19 protein-coding genes are annotated in these 16,465 nt (G+C 68.2%); 8 read left to right on the top strand and 11 right to left on the bottom strand.

All coding sequences use genetic code 11. The features are described from left to right. Positions 1-160 precede the first annotated feature (160 nt). Positions 161-418: a DUF3862 domain-containing protein gene (locus AzCIB_RS17225; RefSeq protein ID WP_050418429.1), complete on the bottom strand. Its 258-nt coding sequence runs from the start codon at positions 416-418 to the stop codon at positions 161-163. A gap of 95 nt (positions 419-513) precedes the next feature. Here AzCIB_RS17225 and AzCIB_RS17220 point away from each other — a divergent pair, with 95 nt between their 5' ends. After that, positions 514-1,740: a glycosyltransferase family 4 protein gene (locus AzCIB_RS17220; RefSeq protein ID WP_050417004.1), complete on the top strand. Its 1,227-nt coding sequence runs from the start codon at positions 514-516 to the stop codon at positions 1,738-1,740. Positions 1,741-1,742: 2 nt separating this feature from the next. Next, positions 1,743-2,591: a UDP-2,3-diacylglucosamine diphosphatase gene (locus AzCIB_RS17215; protein ID WP_050417003.1), complete on the top strand. Its 849-nt coding sequence runs from the start codon at positions 1,743-1,745 to the stop codon at positions 2,589-2,591. 195 nt (positions 2,592-2,786) lie between these two features. Here the strand turns inward: AzCIB_RS17215 and AzCIB_RS17210 are convergent, their stop codons facing one another. Next, a complete protein-coding gene (locus tag AzCIB_RS17210) occupies positions 2,787-2,972 on the bottom strand; it encodes a ribbon-helix-helix protein (RefSeq protein ID WP_050417002.1) in 186 nt (61 codons plus the stop codon). Positions 2,973-3,085: 113 nt separating this feature from the next. Here AzCIB_RS17210 and hyfB point away from each other — a divergent pair, with 113 nt between their 5' ends. The 6 genes from hyfB (at position 3,086) to AzCIB_RS17180 (ending at position 10,344) form a co-directional block, all read left to right on the top strand. Then, a complete protein-coding gene (hyfB, locus tag AzCIB_RS17205; RefSeq protein ID WP_050417001.1) occupies positions 3,086-5,086 on the top strand; it encodes a hydrogenase 4 subunit B in 2,001 nt (666 codons plus the stop codon). Further along, positions 5,083-6,030: a respiratory chain complex I subunit 1 family protein gene (locus AzCIB_RS17200; RefSeq protein WP_050417000.1), complete on the top strand. Its 948-nt coding sequence runs from the start codon at positions 5,083-5,085 to the stop codon at positions 6,028-6,030. Before hyfB ends, AzCIB_RS17200 begins: the two co-directional genes overlap by 4 nt. Before the next feature lie 6 nt (positions 6,031-6,036). Then, positions 6,037-6,696 (top strand): formate hydrogenlyase, encoded by a 660-nt coding sequence (locus AzCIB_RS17195; RefSeq protein WP_050416999.1) that lies wholly within the window; start codon positions 6,037-6,039, stop codon positions 6,694-6,696. Beyond that, positions 6,696-8,150 carry a hydrogenase 4 subunit F gene (locus AzCIB_RS17190; RefSeq protein ID WP_050416998.1) on the top strand — a complete coding sequence of 485 codons (1,455 nt, stop codon included), beginning with the start codon at positions 6,696-6,698 and terminating at the stop codon, positions 8,148-8,150. The genes AzCIB_RS17195 and AzCIB_RS17190 overlap by 1 nt, the downstream gene beginning before the upstream one ends. A gap of 86 nt (positions 8,151-8,236) precedes the next feature. Beyond that, positions 8,237-9,781 carry a hydrogenase large subunit gene (locus AzCIB_RS17185; RefSeq protein ID WP_050416997.1) on the top strand — a complete coding sequence of 515 codons (1,545 nt, stop codon included), beginning with the start codon at positions 8,237-8,239 and terminating at the stop codon, positions 9,779-9,781. Further along, entirely contained in the window at positions 9,781-10,344 is a 564-nt protein-coding gene (locus AzCIB_RS17180; protein WP_050416996.1) for an NADH-quinone oxidoreductase subunit B family protein, read from the top strand. The genes AzCIB_RS17185 and AzCIB_RS17180 overlap by 1 nt, the downstream gene beginning before the upstream one ends. Before the next feature lie 28 nt (positions 10,345-10,372). On the opposite strand, the gene AzCIB_RS17175 is transcribed toward AzCIB_RS17180, so the two are convergent. From AzCIB_RS17175 to AzCIB_RS17140, 9 genes are all read right to left on the bottom strand, one after another. Beyond that, a complete protein-coding gene (locus tag AzCIB_RS17175) occupies positions 10,373-10,762 on the bottom strand; it encodes a DoxX family protein (protein WP_050416995.1) in 390 nt (129 codons plus the stop codon). Between the two features lie 114 nt (positions 10,763-10,876). After that, complete coding sequence (gene pyk, locus AzCIB_RS17170; RefSeq protein ID WP_050416994.1) at positions 10,877-12,295, bottom strand: pyruvate kinase; 1,419 nt, start codon at positions 12,293-12,295, stop codon at positions 10,877-10,879. Positions 12,296-12,500: 205 nt separating this feature from the next. After that, positions 12,501-12,902: a GlcG/HbpS family heme-binding protein gene (locus AzCIB_RS17165; protein ID WP_050416993.1), complete on the bottom strand. Its 402-nt coding sequence runs from the start codon at positions 12,900-12,902 to the stop codon at positions 12,501-12,503. 39 nt (positions 12,903-12,941) lie between these two features. After that, on the bottom strand, positions 12,942-14,210 hold the full coding sequence (locus tag AzCIB_RS17160; protein ID WP_050416992.1) for a glycerate kinase type-2 family protein: 1,269 nt from the start codon (positions 14,208-14,210) through the stop codon (positions 12,942-12,944). A gap of 172 nt (positions 14,211-14,382) precedes the next feature. Next, the gene (locus AzCIB_RS24920) at positions 14,383-14,508 is read right to left on the bottom strand and encodes a hypothetical protein (protein WP_286130867.1); all 126 of its coding nucleotides are present in this window, start codon (positions 14,506-14,508) and stop codon (positions 14,383-14,385) included. Between the two features lie 159 nt (positions 14,509-14,667). Next, positions 14,668-14,865: a YMGG-like glycine zipper-containing protein gene (locus AzCIB_RS17155; RefSeq protein WP_050416991.1), complete on the bottom strand. Its 198-nt coding sequence runs from the start codon at positions 14,863-14,865 to the stop codon at positions 14,668-14,670. Positions 14,866-14,931: 66 nt separating this feature from the next. Then, positions 14,932-15,240, bottom strand: coding sequence for a BON domain-containing protein (locus tag AzCIB_RS17150; RefSeq protein ID WP_050416990.1), 309 nt, complete (start codon positions 15,238-15,240; stop codon positions 14,932-14,934). A 25-nt stretch (positions 15,241-15,265) separates the two neighbouring features. Then, a complete protein-coding gene (locus AzCIB_RS17145; RefSeq protein ID WP_050416989.1) occupies positions 15,266-15,904 on the bottom strand; it encodes an MlaC/ttg2D family ABC transporter substrate-binding protein in 639 nt (212 codons plus the stop codon). Between the two features lie 63 nt (positions 15,905-15,967). Beyond that, positions 15,968-16,387 carry an EF-hand domain-containing protein gene (locus tag AzCIB_RS17140; RefSeq protein WP_050416988.1) on the bottom strand — a complete coding sequence of 140 codons (420 nt, stop codon included), beginning with the start codon at positions 16,385-16,387 and terminating at the stop codon, positions 15,968-15,970. Positions 16,388-16,465 lie beyond the last annotated feature (78 nt).

Raw genomic sequence — 16,465 nt, 5'->3', positions numbered from 1 at the left:
GTTCTGTCTCCCTCCGACAGCGGCGGGGGAGTGATTTATCCGGAAGGTTGGAGAGGCATCGAGAGAATTAATACTATTTTAGAAAGATGAATTTGTGCAAATGTAACTATTTACGTCGCCCGCCCGGGGTCCGTTCGCGGCCGGCCGGGCGGAACCGATCTCAGCGCAGGTTCGCGGAGTTGAACAGCACGACCTGGTCGGCGACGAAATTCACCTGCACGTAGCGGGCGTCGTTGCCCCAGGTGCAGCTTTTCACCGCGAGCAGGTCGCTGCACTTGTCCGGCGCGCCGAGCAGCTGCTTCACCTCGTTATAGGTCATGCCCATCGTGAGCTTGTCGTAGTTTTCTACGGTGAGCTTGCTGCAGGCCCCCAGCATGAGGGCGAAGGTGGCGAGGCCGAGGAGCGCGGTACGTTTCATGTGCATTGTGTGTCCGGTTGTGAGAGGCGCTGTGTAATCGAAGCTTAATCCATACGTCACGAGTTTTTCGTTTCCGCCCGTTAGCGTTCGGGTTCATGAAAGACGTCGATTTCGTGACCGAAGAACGTTGTCTGCGGCCCAGCCTGCGTATCGCGCTGGTCACCGAGACGTGGGCGCCGGAGATCAACGGCGTGGCGATGACGCTGGGACGCATGGTCGATGGCCTGATCGCGCGCGGGCACCGGGTGCAACTGGTGCGCCCGCGTCAGGCCCTGTCGGACCGGGCGGTGGACGGCCCCGGTTTCGAGGAGGTGCTGGCGCACGGGATGAAGATCCCGAACTACGACGGCCTGCGCTTCGGGCTACCCGCACGCACGCGGCTGTTCCGCCTGTGGTCGCGTCAGCGGCCGGACCTCGTGCATGTGGCGACCGAGGGGCCGCTGGGGTGGTCGGCGGTGTCCGCGTCGATCCGCCTCGGCATTCCGGTGACGTCGGACTTCCATACCAACTTCGACAGCTACAGCGCGCATTACGGCGTCGGCTGGCTGGAGCGCCCGGTCGCCGCGTGGCTCAAGCGCATGCACAACCGCACGGCCGTGACCTTCGTGCCGACGCGCGTGATGGCGCACGACCTGCGCGCTCGCGGCTACCGCTCCGTGGAGGTGGTCGCGCGCGGGGTGGATACGGAGCTGTTCAGCCCGGCGCGCCGCAGCGCGGCCTTGCGCGAGGCTTGGGGCGTCGCTGCGGACGCACTGGCGGTGGTGTGGGTCGGGCGCGTGGCGCCGGAGAAGAACCTGCCGCTGGTGCTGGAGGCGTTCGCGGCGATCCGCCGCCGGAGGCCGAACGCGCGGCTGGTGATCGTGGGCGACGGGCCGCTGCGCAAGTCCCTGCAGGAGGGCAACCCGGATGTCGTGTTCGCCGGTGCGCGCCGCGGCGAGGACCTGGCCGCGCACTACGCGTCGGGTGATCTGTTCCTGTTCCCCAGCCTGTCGGAAACCTGGGGCAACGTCACGCTGGAGGCGATGGCGAGCGGGCTGTGCGTCGTGGCCTACGACTGCGCAGCGGCCGCCGAGGTTATCTCGAGCGGCTGCGACGGCTTGCTGGTGCGGCCCGGTGCGGCGGCGGCCTTCGTGGCCGAATCGGTGGTCGCTGCGTCCGACCGGGATCTGCGCGCGCGGATCGCCGAAGCAGCCCGCCGGCGCAGCGAATCGCTCGACTGGGAGCGCATCAACGACCACTTCGCGACCTCGCTGCAGCGCGTGGTGGACGAGGCGCAGGCCGCGCTTCCCGATTTTCTTCCCTTCAAGGCCACGGTGCGTTAGCGATGCCCCAGGTTCGTTCCGTTTTCATCTCCGACGTCCATCTCGGCACCCGCGCGTGCCAGGCCGACCGGCTGCTCGATTTCCTGCGCGAGCACCCTTCGGACTACCTCTACATGGTCGGCGACATCGTCGATTTCTGGGCCATGAACCGTGGCATCCAGTGGAGCGTGATGCAGAACACCGTGGTGCAGAAGGTGCTGCGCCGCGCGCGCCAGGGCTGCAAGGTGTTCCTCGTTCCCGGCAATCACGACGAGGCGCTGCGCGAGTATGCGGGGATCGCGTTCGGCGACATTCGCGTGGAATCCGAATGGGTGCATGAAGCCGCCGACGGCCGCCGCTACTGGATCGTGCATGGCGACGAGTACGACCAGGTCACGCGCCATCACCGCTGGGTCGCGCTGCTGGGCGACGTTGCGTACAACACGCTGGTGCGCATCAACCTGTGGCTGTCGCGCGTGCGCCGGCTGTTGCGTCGGCCCGGCTACTGGTCGCTGGCGGGCTACGCGAAGCAGAAGGTGAAGCGCGCGGTGAATTTCATCTTCGACTTCGAGGCGTCGATCGCCCACGCGACGCGGCGCAAGGGGCTGGACGGGGTGATCTGCGGCCACATCCACTGGGCGGCGGACTCCGAGGTCGAGGGCGTGCGCTACCTCAACTGCGGCGACTGGGTGGACAGCTGCACCGCGATCGTCGAGCACCTCGACGGGCGCATGGAGGTGGTGCGCTGGGGCTTGCCGCGCGCATACGCTGCGGCACAGCCGGTGTTCGATCGGGCGGATCTGCCGGGGCTGGTGACCGCCCGCATGGCGGACCCTGCCGCATCGGGCGACGTGCGCCGGCGCATGCCCTGATCAGCTCAACCGCATGAACGGATCGTAGGGCGGAAAAGCGCAGCGCCTTCCGCCATGCAGCGGTCACGCTCGCACGCCTCGCATTCGGCGGATAACGCCGCTGCGCGGCTCATCCGCCCTACGGCGTCCCCATCCACGGGCACGGATCACGGGGGCGCGTCCGGCGCCCCGAGCGTCGGCGCCGGCCTACACCTTTCAGTCGTTGTCCTTCAGCCACTCCGGCAGCGTCCGGTTGCCGGCATTCTCCTGCACGTACTGACGGATCAGACGGCGCACGACCTGCGAGGGCGTCAGGTCCTTGCTGGCGCAGATTTCCTCGAAGAGCTTCTTCTTCTCCGGGTCGATCAGCACGGTCAGGCGGGCGGTTCGATTCTCTTTCATCACGCGTTGGCGATTGCGGCGATTAACATCAAATTAACATTGAAAGCAGCATTGATATTAATGTAGTGTGCAACAAATACGAACGCAATGAAACACTCCTCGGAGGAGGGCGCGTGCTGGTTCTCGACTGGATCCTGATCGTCATCGCGGGCTGGCTCGCGTTGGGGGTCGCCGGGATCGGCGCACTGCGCAACACCGCGTTCGTCGCCCGCGTGCTGTTTCCGGCCGGGGCCGTGCTGGCGGTGGCGCTCGCAGGGCTCGCCGTCGCCGGGCTGCTCGGCACCCCGGAAACCGCGGTGCTCGCGCTGGGCCTGCCGGATCTGCCTTTCCACCTGCGGCTCGACGGGCTGTCGGCCTTCTTCCTGCTCGTGATCGGCGCGATCTCCTTCGGCATCTCGATCTTCGCCGCGGGCTACTTCCGCCACGGCGAGGGCACGCCGCCCGGGCTGATGTGCCTCGAATACCATCTCTTCCTCGCCAGCATGGCGCTGGTCGTGCTGGCCGACGACGCCTACGCCTTCATGGTGATGTGGGAGACGATGGCACTGTCCTCGTTCTTCCTCGTCACCGCGAACCATCGCGTGCCGGCGATCCGCGAGGCGGGTTTCCTGTACCTGCTCATCGCCCATATCGGCGCGATCGGCATCCTGCTGTGCTTCGGCGTGCTGCAGGCCAACACCGGCGACTACACCTTCGCCAACATGCGCGCTCAGTCGCTGTCGCCGCTGTGGGCCTCGGCCGCGTTCCTGCTCGCGACCGTGGGCTTCGGCGCGAAGGCCGGCATCCTGCCGCTGCATGTGTGGCTGCCGGAGGCCCATCCGGCGGCGCCGTCGCCGGTGTCCGCGCTGATGAGCGCCGTGATGCTGAAGACCGCGATCTACGGCCTGCTGCGCGTGAGCTTCGATCTGCTCGGCGCGCAGCAATGGTGGTGGGGCGTGCTGCTCATGGCGGTAGGCCTCGCGACCGCGCTGTATGGCGTGGTGTTCAGCGCGGTGCAGACGGACATGAAGCGCCTGCTCGCGTATTCGTCGATCGAGAACATCGGCCTGCTCTTCGTCGGCATCGGCCTCGGCGTGCTGTTCAACGCCTACGGCATGAAGGCGCTGTCCGCGCTGGCGCTGACCGCGGCGCTGTACCACGTCGTCGGCCATGCCTTCTTCAAGAGCCTGCTGTTCCTCGCGACCGGTTCGGTGCTGCACGCGACCGGCGAGCGCAGTCTCGGCAAGCTCGGCGGCCTGATGCGGCGCATGCCCTGGGTGGCGTGGCTGTCGCTCGTCGGCGTGCTGGCGAGTTCGGGCCTGCCGCCGTTCTCCGGCTTCGTGTCCGAATGGCTGCTGCTGCAGAGCTTCCTGTTCACGACGGGGCTGCCGGACTCCTTCCTCAACATGCTCGTGCCGGTGCTCGCGGCGGGCATCGCGCTGGTCGCCGCGCTGGCCGGCTACACGATGGTGAAGTTCTACGGCGTGATCTTTCTCGGCCAGCCGCGCGAGCCGAAGCTCGCCGACGCGCACCCGGCGTCCCCGCTCGAACGTGCAGGCCTGGTGTGGCTCGGCGCGGGCTGCGTATTGCTGGGCCTCTTTCCGGTGCAGGTCATCGGCCTGATCGACCGGGTAACGCAGCTGCTGGTCGGCGGCGGCATTGCCGACACGGTGCGCGCGAACGGCTGGCTGCTGCTGTCGCCGAGCTCGATCGATCGTGCAAGCTACGGTCCGCTGGTATTCCTGTTGGTCGTCAGTGTCGCGGTGCTGCTCGCGGTCGTGCTCGTGCGCAAGTTCTACCACGGTCGCCTGCGCCGTGCGCCTGCGTGGGACTGCGGCTATCCGGCGCAGACCGCGCGAATGCAGGATACGGCGGAGGGTTTCGGCCAGCCGATCCGCCAGATCTTCGAGCCCTTCTTCCGCATGCGGCGCGAGCTGCCGTCGCCGTTCGATGCGAAACCGCATTACCGTGTCACGATCGAGGACCATTTCTGGCACTGGCTGTACCTGCCGGTCGCGCGCCTCACGTCCGGCATCGCGCGCGGCGTCGGGCGGCTGCAGCAGGGGCGCATCGCGATCTACCTGCTGTACAGCTTCGTGACCTTGATCGTCCTGCTGCTGGTGGTGAAGTCATGAGCGTCGTCGGCCTGTTCGCGCAGTTGCTCGCCATCCTCCTCGCGCTGGCGCTGGCTCCCCTGCTGACGGGGTGGGGGAACCAGTGGCGCGCGTGGCTGCAGGGGCGGCGCGCGCCGGGCCTGCTGCAGCCCTATCGCGTGCTGCACAAGCTGTTCAACAAGGAGTCGGTCGTCGCCGAGCACGCAACGCCGATCTTCCGCGTCGCGCCCTACATCATGTTCGGCTGCATGGCACTCGCGTGCGGCATCGCACCGACGCTGTCGACCGACCTGCCGCTGGCGCCCGCGGCCGACGCGATCGCGCTGGTCGGCCTGTTCGCGCTCGCGCGCGTGTTCATCTCGCTCGCGGCGATGGACATCGGCACGTCCTTCGGCACGCTCGGCGCGCGGCGCGAGATGCTGATCGGCTTCCTCGCCGAGCCGGCGCTGCTGATGGTGCTGTTCTCGGCCTCGCTGATCACGCAGTCGACTTCGCTCGCGATGATCGTCGAAACGCTCGCGCACCAGCCCTTCGCGATCTACCCGAGCCTGGCGGTGGCGGGCGTCGCCTTCACGATGGTGTCGCTGGCGGAGAACGCGCGCGTGCCGGTCGACAACCCGGCCACCCACCTCGAGTTGACGATGATCCACGAGGCGCTGATCCTCGAATACTCGGGGCGCCATCTCGCGCTGGTCGAATGGGCGGCGTCGCTGAAGCTTTTCGCGTATTCGTGTATCGGCCTCGCGCTGTTCGTACCGTGGGGCGTGGCCGAGGCGGGGACGCCGGTCGCGATCCTGTTCGCGATCCCGATGCTGGTGGTGAAGCTCGCCGTCGGCGGCGTGGTGCTTGCGCTGATCGAGACGATCAACGCGAAGATGCGCCTGTTCCGCGTGCCGGAGTTCCTCGCGACGGCCTTCCTGCTCGCGGTGATCGCGTTGTTGGTGCATGTGCTGCTTGGAGCCTAGACCCTCATGAACACGCTCCTCGCCCAGTCGATCAACCTCTTCGCGGTGGTGCTGCTCGTGCTCGCGTTCGCGATGATCGCGCAGCGCCGCATCCTGACGCTGATCCACCTGTTCACCTTGCAGGGGGCGGCGCTGGCGGTGGCGACGCTGATCGTCGGCTATCTCACCGGCCAGCACCACCTGTACTTCTCCGCAGCGCTGACCTTCGTGCTGAAGGTGATCCTGATCCCGATCCTGCTGCACCGGGTCATCCAGCGCCTGAACGTGCGCTGGGACGTCGAGACCCTGTTCAACATCCCGACGACGATGCTGATCGGCATCGTGCTGGTGATCTTCGCCTTCAATCTGGCGGCGCCGATCGCGGGGCTGTCGACCTCGATCGCGCGCGGCACGCTCGGCATCGCGCTCGCGTGCGTGCTGCTGTCCTTCCTGATGATGATCGTGCGCGCGAAGGCGGTGCCGCAGGTGATCGGCTTCCTGTCGATGGAGAACGGCCTGTTCTTCGCGGCGACTGCGGCGACCAGCGGCATGCCGATGATCGTCGAGCTGGGCATCGCGTTCGACGTGCTGGTCGGCATCCTGATCCTCGGCGTATTCATGTTCCAGATCCGCGAGCAGTTCGACAGTCTGGACATCCGCCATCTCGAAAAGCTGAAGGAAGACTGATGGACCCGCTCCTCCTCGTCCTCGCGTTTCCGCTGCTTGGTGGCGTGCTGCTCGCGGTGTGGGGCGACCGCGAGCGGGCCGGCGACCTGAACGCCGCGGTGAGCCTGCTCACCCTGGCGGCGTCCGTCTGGCTCACGGCGATCGTCGTGCGCGACGGGCCGCTCACGGCGTGGGGCGAGTGGTTCTTCGTCGATCCGCTCAACGTCTTCCTCGTCACCCTCACCGCCTTCGTCGGCTTCACGACTTCGCTCTTCTCGCGCCCCTACATGCGCATCGAGCGCGACCACGGCAAGATGACGCCCGGTCGGATGCGGCTGTTCCACAGCATGTACCAGCTCTTCAACGGCATGATGCTGGTCGCGCTGACGACCAACAACCTCGGCATCCTGTGGGTGGCGATGGAGGCAGCGACGCTGACGACGGTGCTGCTGGTGTCGGTGTATCGCACGCCGGCGAGCCTGGAGGCGGCGTGGAAGTACTTCATCCTGTGCGGCGTGGGCATCGCGCAGGCGCTGTTCGGCACCATCCTGCTCTACCTCGCGGCCGAGCGCGCGATCGGCGGCGGCGACGAGGCGTTGCTATGGACGCACCTGGCCCAGTCCAAGCATCTGCTCGACCCGGAGATCCTGTCGCTGGCCTTCGTCTTCCTGCTCCTCGGCTACGGCACGAAAGTGGGCCTGGTGCCGGTGCACAACTGGCTGCCCGACGCGCATGCGGAAGGCCCGACGCCGATCTCGGCGGTGCTGTCGGGTCTGCTGCTGAACGTCGCGCTGTACGCGGTGCTGCGTTGCAAGGTGCTAGCCGACGGGGCGCTCGCGAACGGCCTGCCGGGGCGCATGATGATCGGCTTCGGCCTCGTCACGGTCGTCGTCGCGGCCTTCTTCCTGTCGCGCCAGCGCGACGTCAAGCGCATGTTCGCGTATTCGTCGATCGAGCACATGGGCCTGATGACCTTCGCCTTCGGCCTGGGCGGCCCGATCGCGAACTTCGCCGGGTTGCTGCACATGACCGTGCATGCGCTGGTGAAGTCGGCGATCTTCTTCGCCGTCGGGCATGCGGTGCAGAAGGCCGGTTCGCAGGCGATGGAGGACATCCGCGGCCTGCTGAAGGTGAGTCCGACGGTCGGCTGGGGCCTGATGCTGGGCTCGCTGGCGATCCTCGGCATGCCGCCCTTTGGCGTATTCGCGAGCGAGTTCCTGATCCTGACGACGGCGATGCGCGAGGCGCCGTGGGCCACGCCCTTCCTGCTGGTCGCGCTGGGCGTCGCGTTCGCGGCGATCTTCGGGCGCGTGCAGCCGATGGTGTTCGGCGAGACCTCGCTGCGCCCGCTCGCCCACCCGCCGGCGCTGCTGCCGGTGTTCGTCCATCTCGGGCTCGCGCTGATGCTCGGGCTTTACATCCCGCCCTATCTCGACGGCTGGTACCGGCAGGCGGCCCAGATGATCGGAGGCTAGAGTGCAACAACCCCCATGCTCACTTTGTTCGCTACCCCCCGGGGGGGCGCAGGCCTCCCTTGGGGCGGCCCGGCGGGAGGCCTGACGTGGAGTTTTTCGGACTCGATTGCCGCTTCGAACGGATCGATGCGCCCGTGCCGATCTTCGCCGCACGGGTGCATGCCGCGCAGTGGAGCGCGCTGGCGCTGGCCGTGGCGGAGGCGAAGGGGCGGCTCGTGAGCCTGTGGGGCAGCGACGAGCGCGCCGCGGGCGACGGCTTCGCGGTGTCGGCGGCGTACGCGAGCGCGGACGGACTGCTGTGGGCGAAGCTGGGCCTGGATGCGGCAAAGCCGGTCTACCCGGACATCTCGCGCTTCTTCCCCGCCGCGATCCGCATGCAGCGCGCCACGCGCGACCTCGTCGGTGTCGAGGCCGAGGACGCGGGCGACGATCGCCCGTGGCTGCGTCACGGCGCGTGGCCTGCGGACTATTTCCCGCTGCGCCTCGACAACACCGGCCAGGAGCGCTTCGAGGCGCAGGCCGATGCCTACCCCTTCGTGGTCGTCGAAGGCGACGGCGTGCATGAGATCCCGGTCGGGCCGGTGCATGCCGGCACGATCGAACCGGGGCATTTCCGCTTCTCGGTGGTCGGCGAGAAGGTGCTGCGGCTCGAGGAGCGGCTGGGCTACAAGCACAAGGGCATCGAGCGCCGTTTCATGGGCGTGGACACCGACGAGGGCGCACGCCTCGCCGGGCGGGTGTCGGGCGACAGCACCGTCGCGTACGCGTGGGCCTACGCGATGGCGGCCGAGTCGCTGGTCGGCGCGAAGGCGCCCGAGCGTGCAGTGTGGCTGCGGGCACTGATGCTCGAGCGCGAGCGCGTGGCGAATCACCTCGGCGACCTCGGGGCGCTCGGCAACGACGCCGCGTTCGGCTTCGCCCTCGCGCAGTTCTCGCGCCTGCGCGAGGACTGGCTGCGCCTGAACCGCGAGTGCTTCGGCCACCGCCTGATGATGGACGGCGTCCGTCCCGGCGGGGTCGCGCGCGATCTCGACGCGGACGGCTGCGCGCAGCTGCGCCGCCAGGTCGCGGACATCGCGCGCGAAGTCGCCGAGCTGAAGGACATCTACGACGAGCACGCCGGGCTGCAGGACCGTCTCGTGACGACCGGCCGGGTCACCCCGGAACTTGCCGCGCGCCTGGGGCTGACGGGGCTTGCCGGACGGGCGAGCGGGCAGGCGGCCGACTTGCGCGCAGACTTCCCGTGGCCGCCCTACGACGGCCTCGCGGTCACGGCCTGCACGCATCGCAACGGCGACGTCGCGGCCCGTGTCGCGATGCGCTTCGAGGAGTGTTTCGAGTCGCTGCGGCTGATCGAGGCGCTAATCGCCGGGCTGCCGGGCGGCGCGATCCACGAGCCGGTCCTCGCGACGCGGGACGGCGTCGGCGCCGGCTGGGTCGAGGGCTGGCGCGGCGAAGTGTTCGTCGCGCTGGAGACCAACGCGCAGGGGCGCATCGCGCGCTGCCATTGCCACGATCCGTCGTGGCAGAACTGGCCGGTGCTGGAGCACGCGATCATCGGCAACATCGTTCCGGACTTCCCGCTGATCAACAAGTCCTTCAATCTCAGCTATTCGGGGCAGGACCTGTAATGTGGCACATCCTGAAATACGTCGCGCGCCGCGGCCGTGTCACCGAGCCGCCGCCCGAACCGCTGGCGGGCGCGCGCCACCCCGCGCACCTGATCCATGACGAGCTCCTCGCCATCCTCGGCCGTGCGCTGGCGATCCGGCACGTCGATGCCGGCTCGTGCAACGGCTGCGAGCTCGAGATCAATGCGCTGAACAACCCCTACTACAACATCGAGGGCCTCGGCATCCGCTTCGTCGCCAGTCCGCGTCATGCCGACATGCTGCTCGTGACCGGGCCGGTGTCGCGCCACATGGAGGTCGCGCTGCGGCGTACCTATGACGCGACGCCGGCGCCCAAGCTGGTCGTCGCGGTGGGGGACTGCGGCTGCAACGGCGGGATCTTCGGCGAGAGCTATGCGAGCTGCGGCGGCGTGTCGAACGTGATCCCGGTCGACGTGACCGTGCCGGGCTGTCCGCCTCCGCCGGCGGAGATCCTCGCCGGGATCCTGGCCGCTGTGCAGGCGCGGCCGTCGATCGGCGAGGGCGAGGCCGCGCAGGCGGATTTCGCGCCCGGATTCAACTGACGCCGCAGCCGGGAAACGCCCCGGCAGTTCAGTGTCTGCGTGTCTGCCACCAAGCGTCGAGACTCCACGCGCCCGCGCCATGCACGGCCAGCATCAGCATGCCGCCCGCGATCGCGAGGTTCTTCATGAACATGATGGACTGCGTCTGGTTCGCGAAGTCGGTATGGAAGAACAGCGCGCTGAGGATGCAGAACGCGGCAAGCCCGGCGGCCGCGAACCGGGTGAGCGCACCGAACAGCACGCCGAGACCGCCACCGAGCTCGGCGAAGATCACGAGCGGCAGCAGGGCGCCGGCGACACCCATCGAAGCCATGTATTGTTGTGTGCCGGCGTAGCCGGCGCCGAGCTTGCCCCAGCCGGCGATGATGAAGATGAGTGCGAGAAGAATGCGCGCGACGAGCACGGTTGCGTCTTTCATCGACCTCTCCTTTCAGGATCGGGCGTGTCGCCCTCCTATGGATGTAGTCGAAATGTGACGCATTTGCAGGCCGTCCCGGTGCGGAACGGCCTGCGGAGGCGCTGCCGGCAGGGATTACTGCGGGATCTTCACGACGTGGAGCAGGTTGGTGCTGCCGCTGCGCCCGAAGGGCAGCCCGGCGATGATCACGACGTTGTCGCCGGGTTGCGCGAAGCCGTGCGTGACGACCGCCGCGCTCGCGTGCTCGACCATCTCCGCGACGTCATGCACGTCCTCGAAGGGCACCGGATGCACGCCCCACACGAGGGCGAGGCGGCGGGCGGTCGCCAGGTGCGGCGTGAGGCCGAGGATCGGCGTGCTCGGGCGCTCGCGGCTCGCGCGCAGGCAGCTGAAGCCGCTGCTGGAATACGCGACGGTCGCCGCCGGGTTGAGCAGCGCGGTGACGTCGCGCAGCGCGCAGCAGATGGCGTCCGGCGTGTTCGCCTGTGCGGGCACGTGGCTCGCATCCAGCCCCACGCGCCATTCGGGGTCCTGCTCGACCTCGGTGATGATGCGGTCCATGATCGTCACCGCCTCGATCGGGTACTGGCCCGAGGCGGATTCCGCCGACAGCATCACCGCGTCGGCGCCGTCATAGATCGCGGTGGCGACGTCGGAGGCTTCGGCGCGGGTGGGCACCGGTGAACTGATCATCGATTCGAGCATCTGCGTCGCGACGACGACCGGTTTGCCGGCGGCGCGGGCGGCGCGGACGATGCGCTTCTGCAGGATGGGCACCTGCTGCGGCGGCAGTTCCACGCCGAGGTCGCCGCGCGCCACCATGATGCCGTCGGCGAGCGCGACGATCTCGTCGAGGCGCTCGATCGCGGCCGGCTTTTCCAGTTTGGCCATGATCCACGCGCGCTCGCCGATGATTTCGCGCGCCTCGCGGACGTCCTCGGGGCGCTGCACAAAGGATAGCGCGACCCAGTCGACGCCGAGCGACAGGCCGTAATCGAGGTCGGCGAGATCCTTGGGTGTGAGCGGCGAGATCGGCAGCACGACGCCGGGTACATTGACGCCCTTGCGGTCGGACAGCGGGCCGCCGACGAGCACCGTGGTGTCGGCGAAGTCGGGGCCGAAAGCCTCCACGCGCAAGCGCAGTTTGCCGTCGTCGAGCAGCAGCTCGGTGCCGGTTTCGAGGGCGGCGAAGATCTCGGGGTGGGGCAGGTTGGCGCGCGTGGCGTCGCCCTCTGCCGCGTCGAGGTCGAGACGGAAGCGGCTGCCGGCCGCGAGCATGACCTTGCCTGCGGCGAGCTTGCCGATGCGCAGCTTCGGCCCCTGCAGATCCATCAGGATGCCGATCGGACGGCCGACCTCGCGCTCGAGGTCGCGGATCTGGCGCAGCCGTTCGGCGTGGTCGGCGTGGGAGCCGTGGCTGAAGTTCAGGCGGAACACGTCGGCACCGGCGTCGACCAGCGCGCGGATGCGCTCGGGGGTGGAACTCGACGGGCCGAGCGTCGCGAGGATGCGCGACTGGCGGTGGCGTCTCATGGGTGTCTCCTCATTGTTTCTCCTAGCCCGGGATTCATTTACGTGATGTCAGGCTGAGTGTGGTGCGGCCGCTCCCTCCCCTTCAAGGGGAGGGCTGGGGTGGGGATGGGTTAAACGGACGCGGCAGAAACCCATCCCCCTCCTAACCTCCCCCCTTGAAGGGGGAGGAACAAGGCGTGCGACAGCGGTCGCTTTTTCAATTGTGTTACTCGCCCAGCGCGGCGATGCCGGCGCGGGCGATCTGCGCGTCGTCGGAGGCCTTGACGCCCGACACGCCGACCGCGCCGATCACCGCGCCATCGACGACGATGGGCTCTCCGCCTTCCAGCGGCACGACCGGCATCGCGAGCGCCGCGAAGCGGCCACCGTTGATCATATCCTCCAGCGCCTTGCTCGGCTTGCCCGCCATCACGCTGGTGCGTGCCTTCTCGGGGGCGATCAGCGCGCTCGAGAGCGGGGCGCCGTCCAGGCGCTGCAGCCACAACGCGTGACCGCCCGCGTCGCACACGGCGATCGTGACGGCCCAGCCGTTCCTGAGGGCCTCGGCTTCGGCCGCCGCAGCGATGTTTTTGACGTCGTCGAGGGTGAGGGCCTTGATGGTTTTCATTGCAGTTTTCTCCTGATGTGTGATGGTGCGGCGTCGGCGTTACAGCACGACGATCGCGCGGAAATCATTGACGTTGGTGAGCGTCGGGCCGGTGACGAGCGAGTCGCCCAGCGCTTCGAAAAAGCCGTGGCCGTCGTTGTTCGCGAGGGCATCGCGCGGACGTATACCCAGAGCCCAGGCGCGTGCCAGGGTGTCGGGGGTGACGAAGGCGCCGGCAATCTCTTCGAGGCCGTCCACGCCGTCGGTGTCGCCCGCGACCGCATAGACGCCCGGTTCGCCATCGAGGGCGACCGCGAGCGCCAGCAGAAACTCGACGTTGCGTCCGCCGCGCCCCTGGCCGCGCACGGTCACGGTCGTTTCGCCGCCCGAGAGCAGCACGCAGGGGGCGGCGACCGGCTGGCGGTGGCGGCGCGCCTGCAGCGCGATGCCGGCCATGACCTTGCCGACGTCGCGCGCCTCGCCCTCGATGCTGTCGCCCAGCAGCACCGGCGTGTAGCCCGCGCAGGCGGCGACCTTGGCGGCGGCTTCGAGCGCCATCTGCGGCGTCGCGATTAGCGTTGTCGTCACGCGCGCGAGGCGCGGGTCACCCGGCTTGATCGATTCGCCGGCGCCGCTCTCGAGCTGCGCGCGCGCGGCCGCAGGCAGATCGATGCCGTAGCGCGCGACGAGCTCCAGCGCGTCGGCGCAGCGCGTCGGGTCGCCGACGGTAGGGCCGGAGGCGATGTCGATCGGGTTGTCGCCGGGCACGTCGGAGATCAGCAGGTTCACGACGCGTGCCGGGTGGCAGGCCGCGGCCAGCCGCCCGCCCTTGATCGCGGAGAGGTGGCGGCGCACGCAGTTCATCTCGGAGATCGTTGCGCCGGACTTCAGCAGCGCGCGGTTGATCGCCTGCTTGTCCTCCAGCGTGATGCCTTCGGCCGGCAGCGGCATCAGCGCCGAGCCGCCACCCGAGATCAGGCAGATCACGAGGTCGTCCGCGGTGAGGCCTTTCACGGTTTCCAGCATGGCGCGTGCGGCGTCGAGCCCCGCGGCGTCGGGCACGGGATGGGCGGCCTCGACGATGGTGATGCGCTCGCACGGCACGGCGTAGCCGTAGCGGGTGACGACGAGGCCGGAGAGCGGCCCTGGCCAGCTGCGTTCCAGCGCCTGCGCCATCGCCGCCGAGGCTTTGCCGGCGCCGATGACGACGGTGCGGCCCTTCGGCGGCGCAGGCAGGTGACACGGGATGCAGCGCTCGGGCTGGGCGGCCTGCACGGCCGCAGCGAACATCTGTCGCAGTAGGGCGCGGATGTCGGTTTCAATGCTCATGGCGGGATCCGTATCGGGGAAGAAGGGGGGGGCAGCACGCTCGGGCATTCGACAGGGCACTTTCGCGTTTGTCGGCAAACTGCGACCGGATGTTCGCCCGCGCGGGGCGCGGGGAATATCCGGTATTACGCGTATGCGCACGCCGGTGCCTTGCCGGCAACGCATTGGCCACTCACTGTCCGATCCCGAAGTTCCCCATCTTCTGCAGCGCCTGCGCCATCGCCGAGTGGACGCGGCCGGCGCCCCCGTGTGCGGCACAGGCGTTGAACAGTTCCTGCGTGGTCGCCGTATTCGGCATGTTGGATGCAGGATAGGGGAGAGCGCCGCCGGAATGAATTGGAGCGGGGATCATTTCTGTCGATACTTGAAGTATCGAATGCCGGTTGATGAGGATGCGCGGAAATGAAAAGCCCCCGGCGGAGTGCCGGGGGCATGGGGTGGCATGTTGCCGTCGGGATCAGTGCGTGATCTCGTGGCCGATGATGCCGCCGACTGCTGCACCGCCAACGGCGCCGGCAGTCGAACCGGTCACGGCGTGACCGACACCCGCGCCGACCGTGGCGCCGAGGATGGTGCCGCCGGTCGTCGAGCAGGCCGACAGGCTGAAGGCGGTGGCCACGACGACGAGAATCGATTTCAGGCTTTGGCTGTTCATGATGTGCTCCTTGCGGGAGGCTGGTCCGCCGGTTCAACCGGCGGGGCCGGCGTTGCCGCGCTTACTTCACTTCAGGCGGATGTCGTTCTTCACCGACGTCACGCCTTTCACTGTGCGGGCGATCTGCACGGCCCGGTCGATCTCCTGCGGGTTGTTCGCGAAGCCCGAGAGCTGCACGGCGCCCTTGAAGGTCACGACCTTGATGTCCAGGGCATTGACCGCCTTGTCTTCGACGAAGGCCGCCTTGACCTTGGTCGTGATCACGCTGTCGTCGAGGTATTCGCCCGTGCTTTCGCGTGTCGGCGAGCCGCTGCACGCCGACAGCGCGGTCAGCAGGGCGAAGAGCACGGTCGTTCTGGCAATGATGCGTTGCATGATGAGTCCTCCTTGTTATCGGCGATCAGGTACTGCCGCCCTTGCCGGGCTGCGGCCCCGCGCCGCGGTTCTTCTCCTGCAGCGTGCGGATCAGCCCATCCGGGCCGCCCTTGGACAGCTCGGTCGCGAAGCTGCCGCGGTAGTTCGTCACCAGGCTCACGTTGTCGATGCTCACGTCGAACACCTTCCACGTACCGGAGTTCTTCGCGAGCCGATAATCCACCGCGATCGGCTGGCCACCCGGCTGGTTGATCTGCGTGCGCACCATCGCCGCACCGTCCTCACGGCCCGGCGTCGCCGGCTTGTAGCTCACCGTCTGGTTCTTGTACGAAGTCAGCGCGTTCGCGTAGGTGCGTACCAGCAGCGTGCGGAACTCGCGGGTCAGCGCCTCGCGCTGCTCGGGCGCCGCCTGGCGCCACCCTTGGCCGACTGCCAGGCTGGTCATGCGCGGGAAGTCGAAGTGGGGGCCGATCTTCTCCTCGATCAGCGTCATCGCCTTGCGCTGGTCGCCGGCCTGCAGCGCCTTGTCCTCGCGCAGCACGGTCAGCACGTCCTCGGTCACGCCCTTGACGAGCACATCGGGGCTGCTTTCCTGCGCGTGGAGCGCCACGGGCGCGAGCATCAGCGGCAGGCAGACGAGGCAGGTTCTCAGTTGTCGGATCATGGAAGGTCTCCTTGCAGTGGGCGGCGGTCGTTCGGCTGAAACTCCAGTCGAAGCGGGCCGTGCTTACTGTTTCGGGCGTTGTTTGGCCTTGTCGGCCGCGCTCCACTCGACCAGCGAGATCTTTCCGTTGCGGTCGGTGTCCATCGAATCGAAGCTCGACTGGGTCTCGGCGGAGCGCTTGCTCTCATCCTTCGAGATCTGCCCGTCCTTGTCCTGGTCCAGCTCCTTGAACATCGGCGGCAGCTCGGTGCGGCCGGCCTCGGGCGCCACGCCCTGCGGCGGGGTCTTCGCGGCGCCTGCCGGTGTCGCGGGCTGGGCCGGGGTCGCAGGCACTGCCGGCGTTACGGACTGCGTCGGCGTCGCGGGCGTTGCCGGCGTTGCACGCTGGGCCGGTGTCGCGGGTTGTGCCGGGTCTGCCGCCGTCACTGCGACCGGCAGCGAGCCGGCGACTGCCAGTGCGAGCACGGTAAGAATGTTTTTCATCGCTCTTCTCCTGCAGTTGTGGGGCTATCGTTCGTTCGCGGCCTCGCTGGGCGGTGCTGCTTCGCGCCATGTGCGGGG

The sequence above is a fragment of the Azoarcus sp. CIB genome (assembly GCF_001190925.1).
In the GTDB taxonomy this organism is placed as follows: Bacteria; Pseudomonadota; Gammaproteobacteria; order Burkholderiales; family Rhodocyclaceae; genus Aromatoleum.
This window is presented reverse-complemented; position numbering and strand designations above follow the sequence as displayed.

Bases quoted from the DNA above. Each gene is read 5' to 3' on its own strand.
- AzCIB_RS17225 (WP_050418429.1), bottom strand. From the start codon at position 418: ATGAAACGTACCGCGCTCCTCGGCCTCGCCACCTTCGCCCTCATGCTG.
- AzCIB_RS17220 (WP_050417004.1), top strand. From the start codon at position 514: ATGAAAGACGTCGATTTCGTGACCGAAGAACGTTGTCTGCGGCCCAGC.
- AzCIB_RS17215 (WP_050417003.1), top strand. From the start codon at position 1,743: ATGCCCCAGGTTCGTTCCGTTTTCATCTCCGACGTCCATCTCGGCACC.
- AzCIB_RS17210 (WP_050417002.1), bottom strand. From the start codon at position 2,972: ATGAAAGAGAATCGAACCGCCCGCCTGACCGTGCTGATCGACCCGGAG.
- AzCIB_RS17200 (WP_050417000.1), top strand. From the start codon at position 5,083: ATGAGCGTCGTCGGCCTGTTCGCGCAGTTGCTCGCCATCCTCCTCGCG.
- AzCIB_RS17195 (WP_050416999.1), top strand. From the start codon at position 6,037: ATGAACACGCTCCTCGCCCAGTCGATCAACCTCTTCGCGGTGGTGCTG.
- AzCIB_RS17190 (WP_050416998.1), top strand. From the start codon at position 6,696: ATGGACCCGCTCCTCCTCGTCCTCGCGTTTCCGCTGCTTGGTGGCGTG.
- AzCIB_RS17180 (WP_050416996.1), top strand. From the start codon at position 9,781: ATGTGGCACATCCTGAAATACGTCGCGCGCCGCGGCCGTGTCACCGAG.
- AzCIB_RS17175 (WP_050416995.1), bottom strand. From the start codon at position 10,762: ATGAAAGACGCAACCGTGCTCGTCGCGCGCATTCTTCTCGCACTCATC.
- pyk (WP_050416994.1), bottom strand. From the start codon at position 12,295: ATGAGACGCCACCGCCAGTCGCGCATCCTCGCGACGCTCGGCCCGTCG.
- AzCIB_RS17165 (WP_050416993.1), bottom strand. From the start codon at position 12,902: ATGAAAACCATCAAGGCCCTCACCCTCGACGACGTCAAAAACATCGCT.
- AzCIB_RS17160 (WP_050416992.1), bottom strand. From the start codon at position 14,210: ATGAGCATTGAAACCGACATCCGCGCCCTACTGCGACAGATGTTCGCT.
- AzCIB_RS24920 (WP_286130867.1), bottom strand. From the start codon at position 14,508: ATGCCGAATACGGCGACCACGCAGGAACTGTTCAACGCCTGTGCCGCA.
- AzCIB_RS17155 (WP_050416991.1), bottom strand. From the start codon at position 14,865: ATGAACAGCCAAAGCCTGAAATCGATTCTCGTCGTCGTGGCCACCGCC.
- AzCIB_RS17150 (WP_050416990.1), bottom strand. From the start codon at position 15,240: ATGCAACGCATCATTGCCAGAACGACCGTGCTCTTCGCCCTGCTGACC.
- AzCIB_RS17145 (WP_050416989.1), bottom strand. From the start codon at position 15,904: ATGATCCGACAACTGAGAACCTGCCTCGTCTGCCTGCCGCTGATGCTC.
- AzCIB_RS17140 (WP_050416988.1), bottom strand. From the start codon at position 16,387: ATGAAAAACATTCTTACCGTGCTCGCACTGGCAGTCGCCGGCTCGCTG.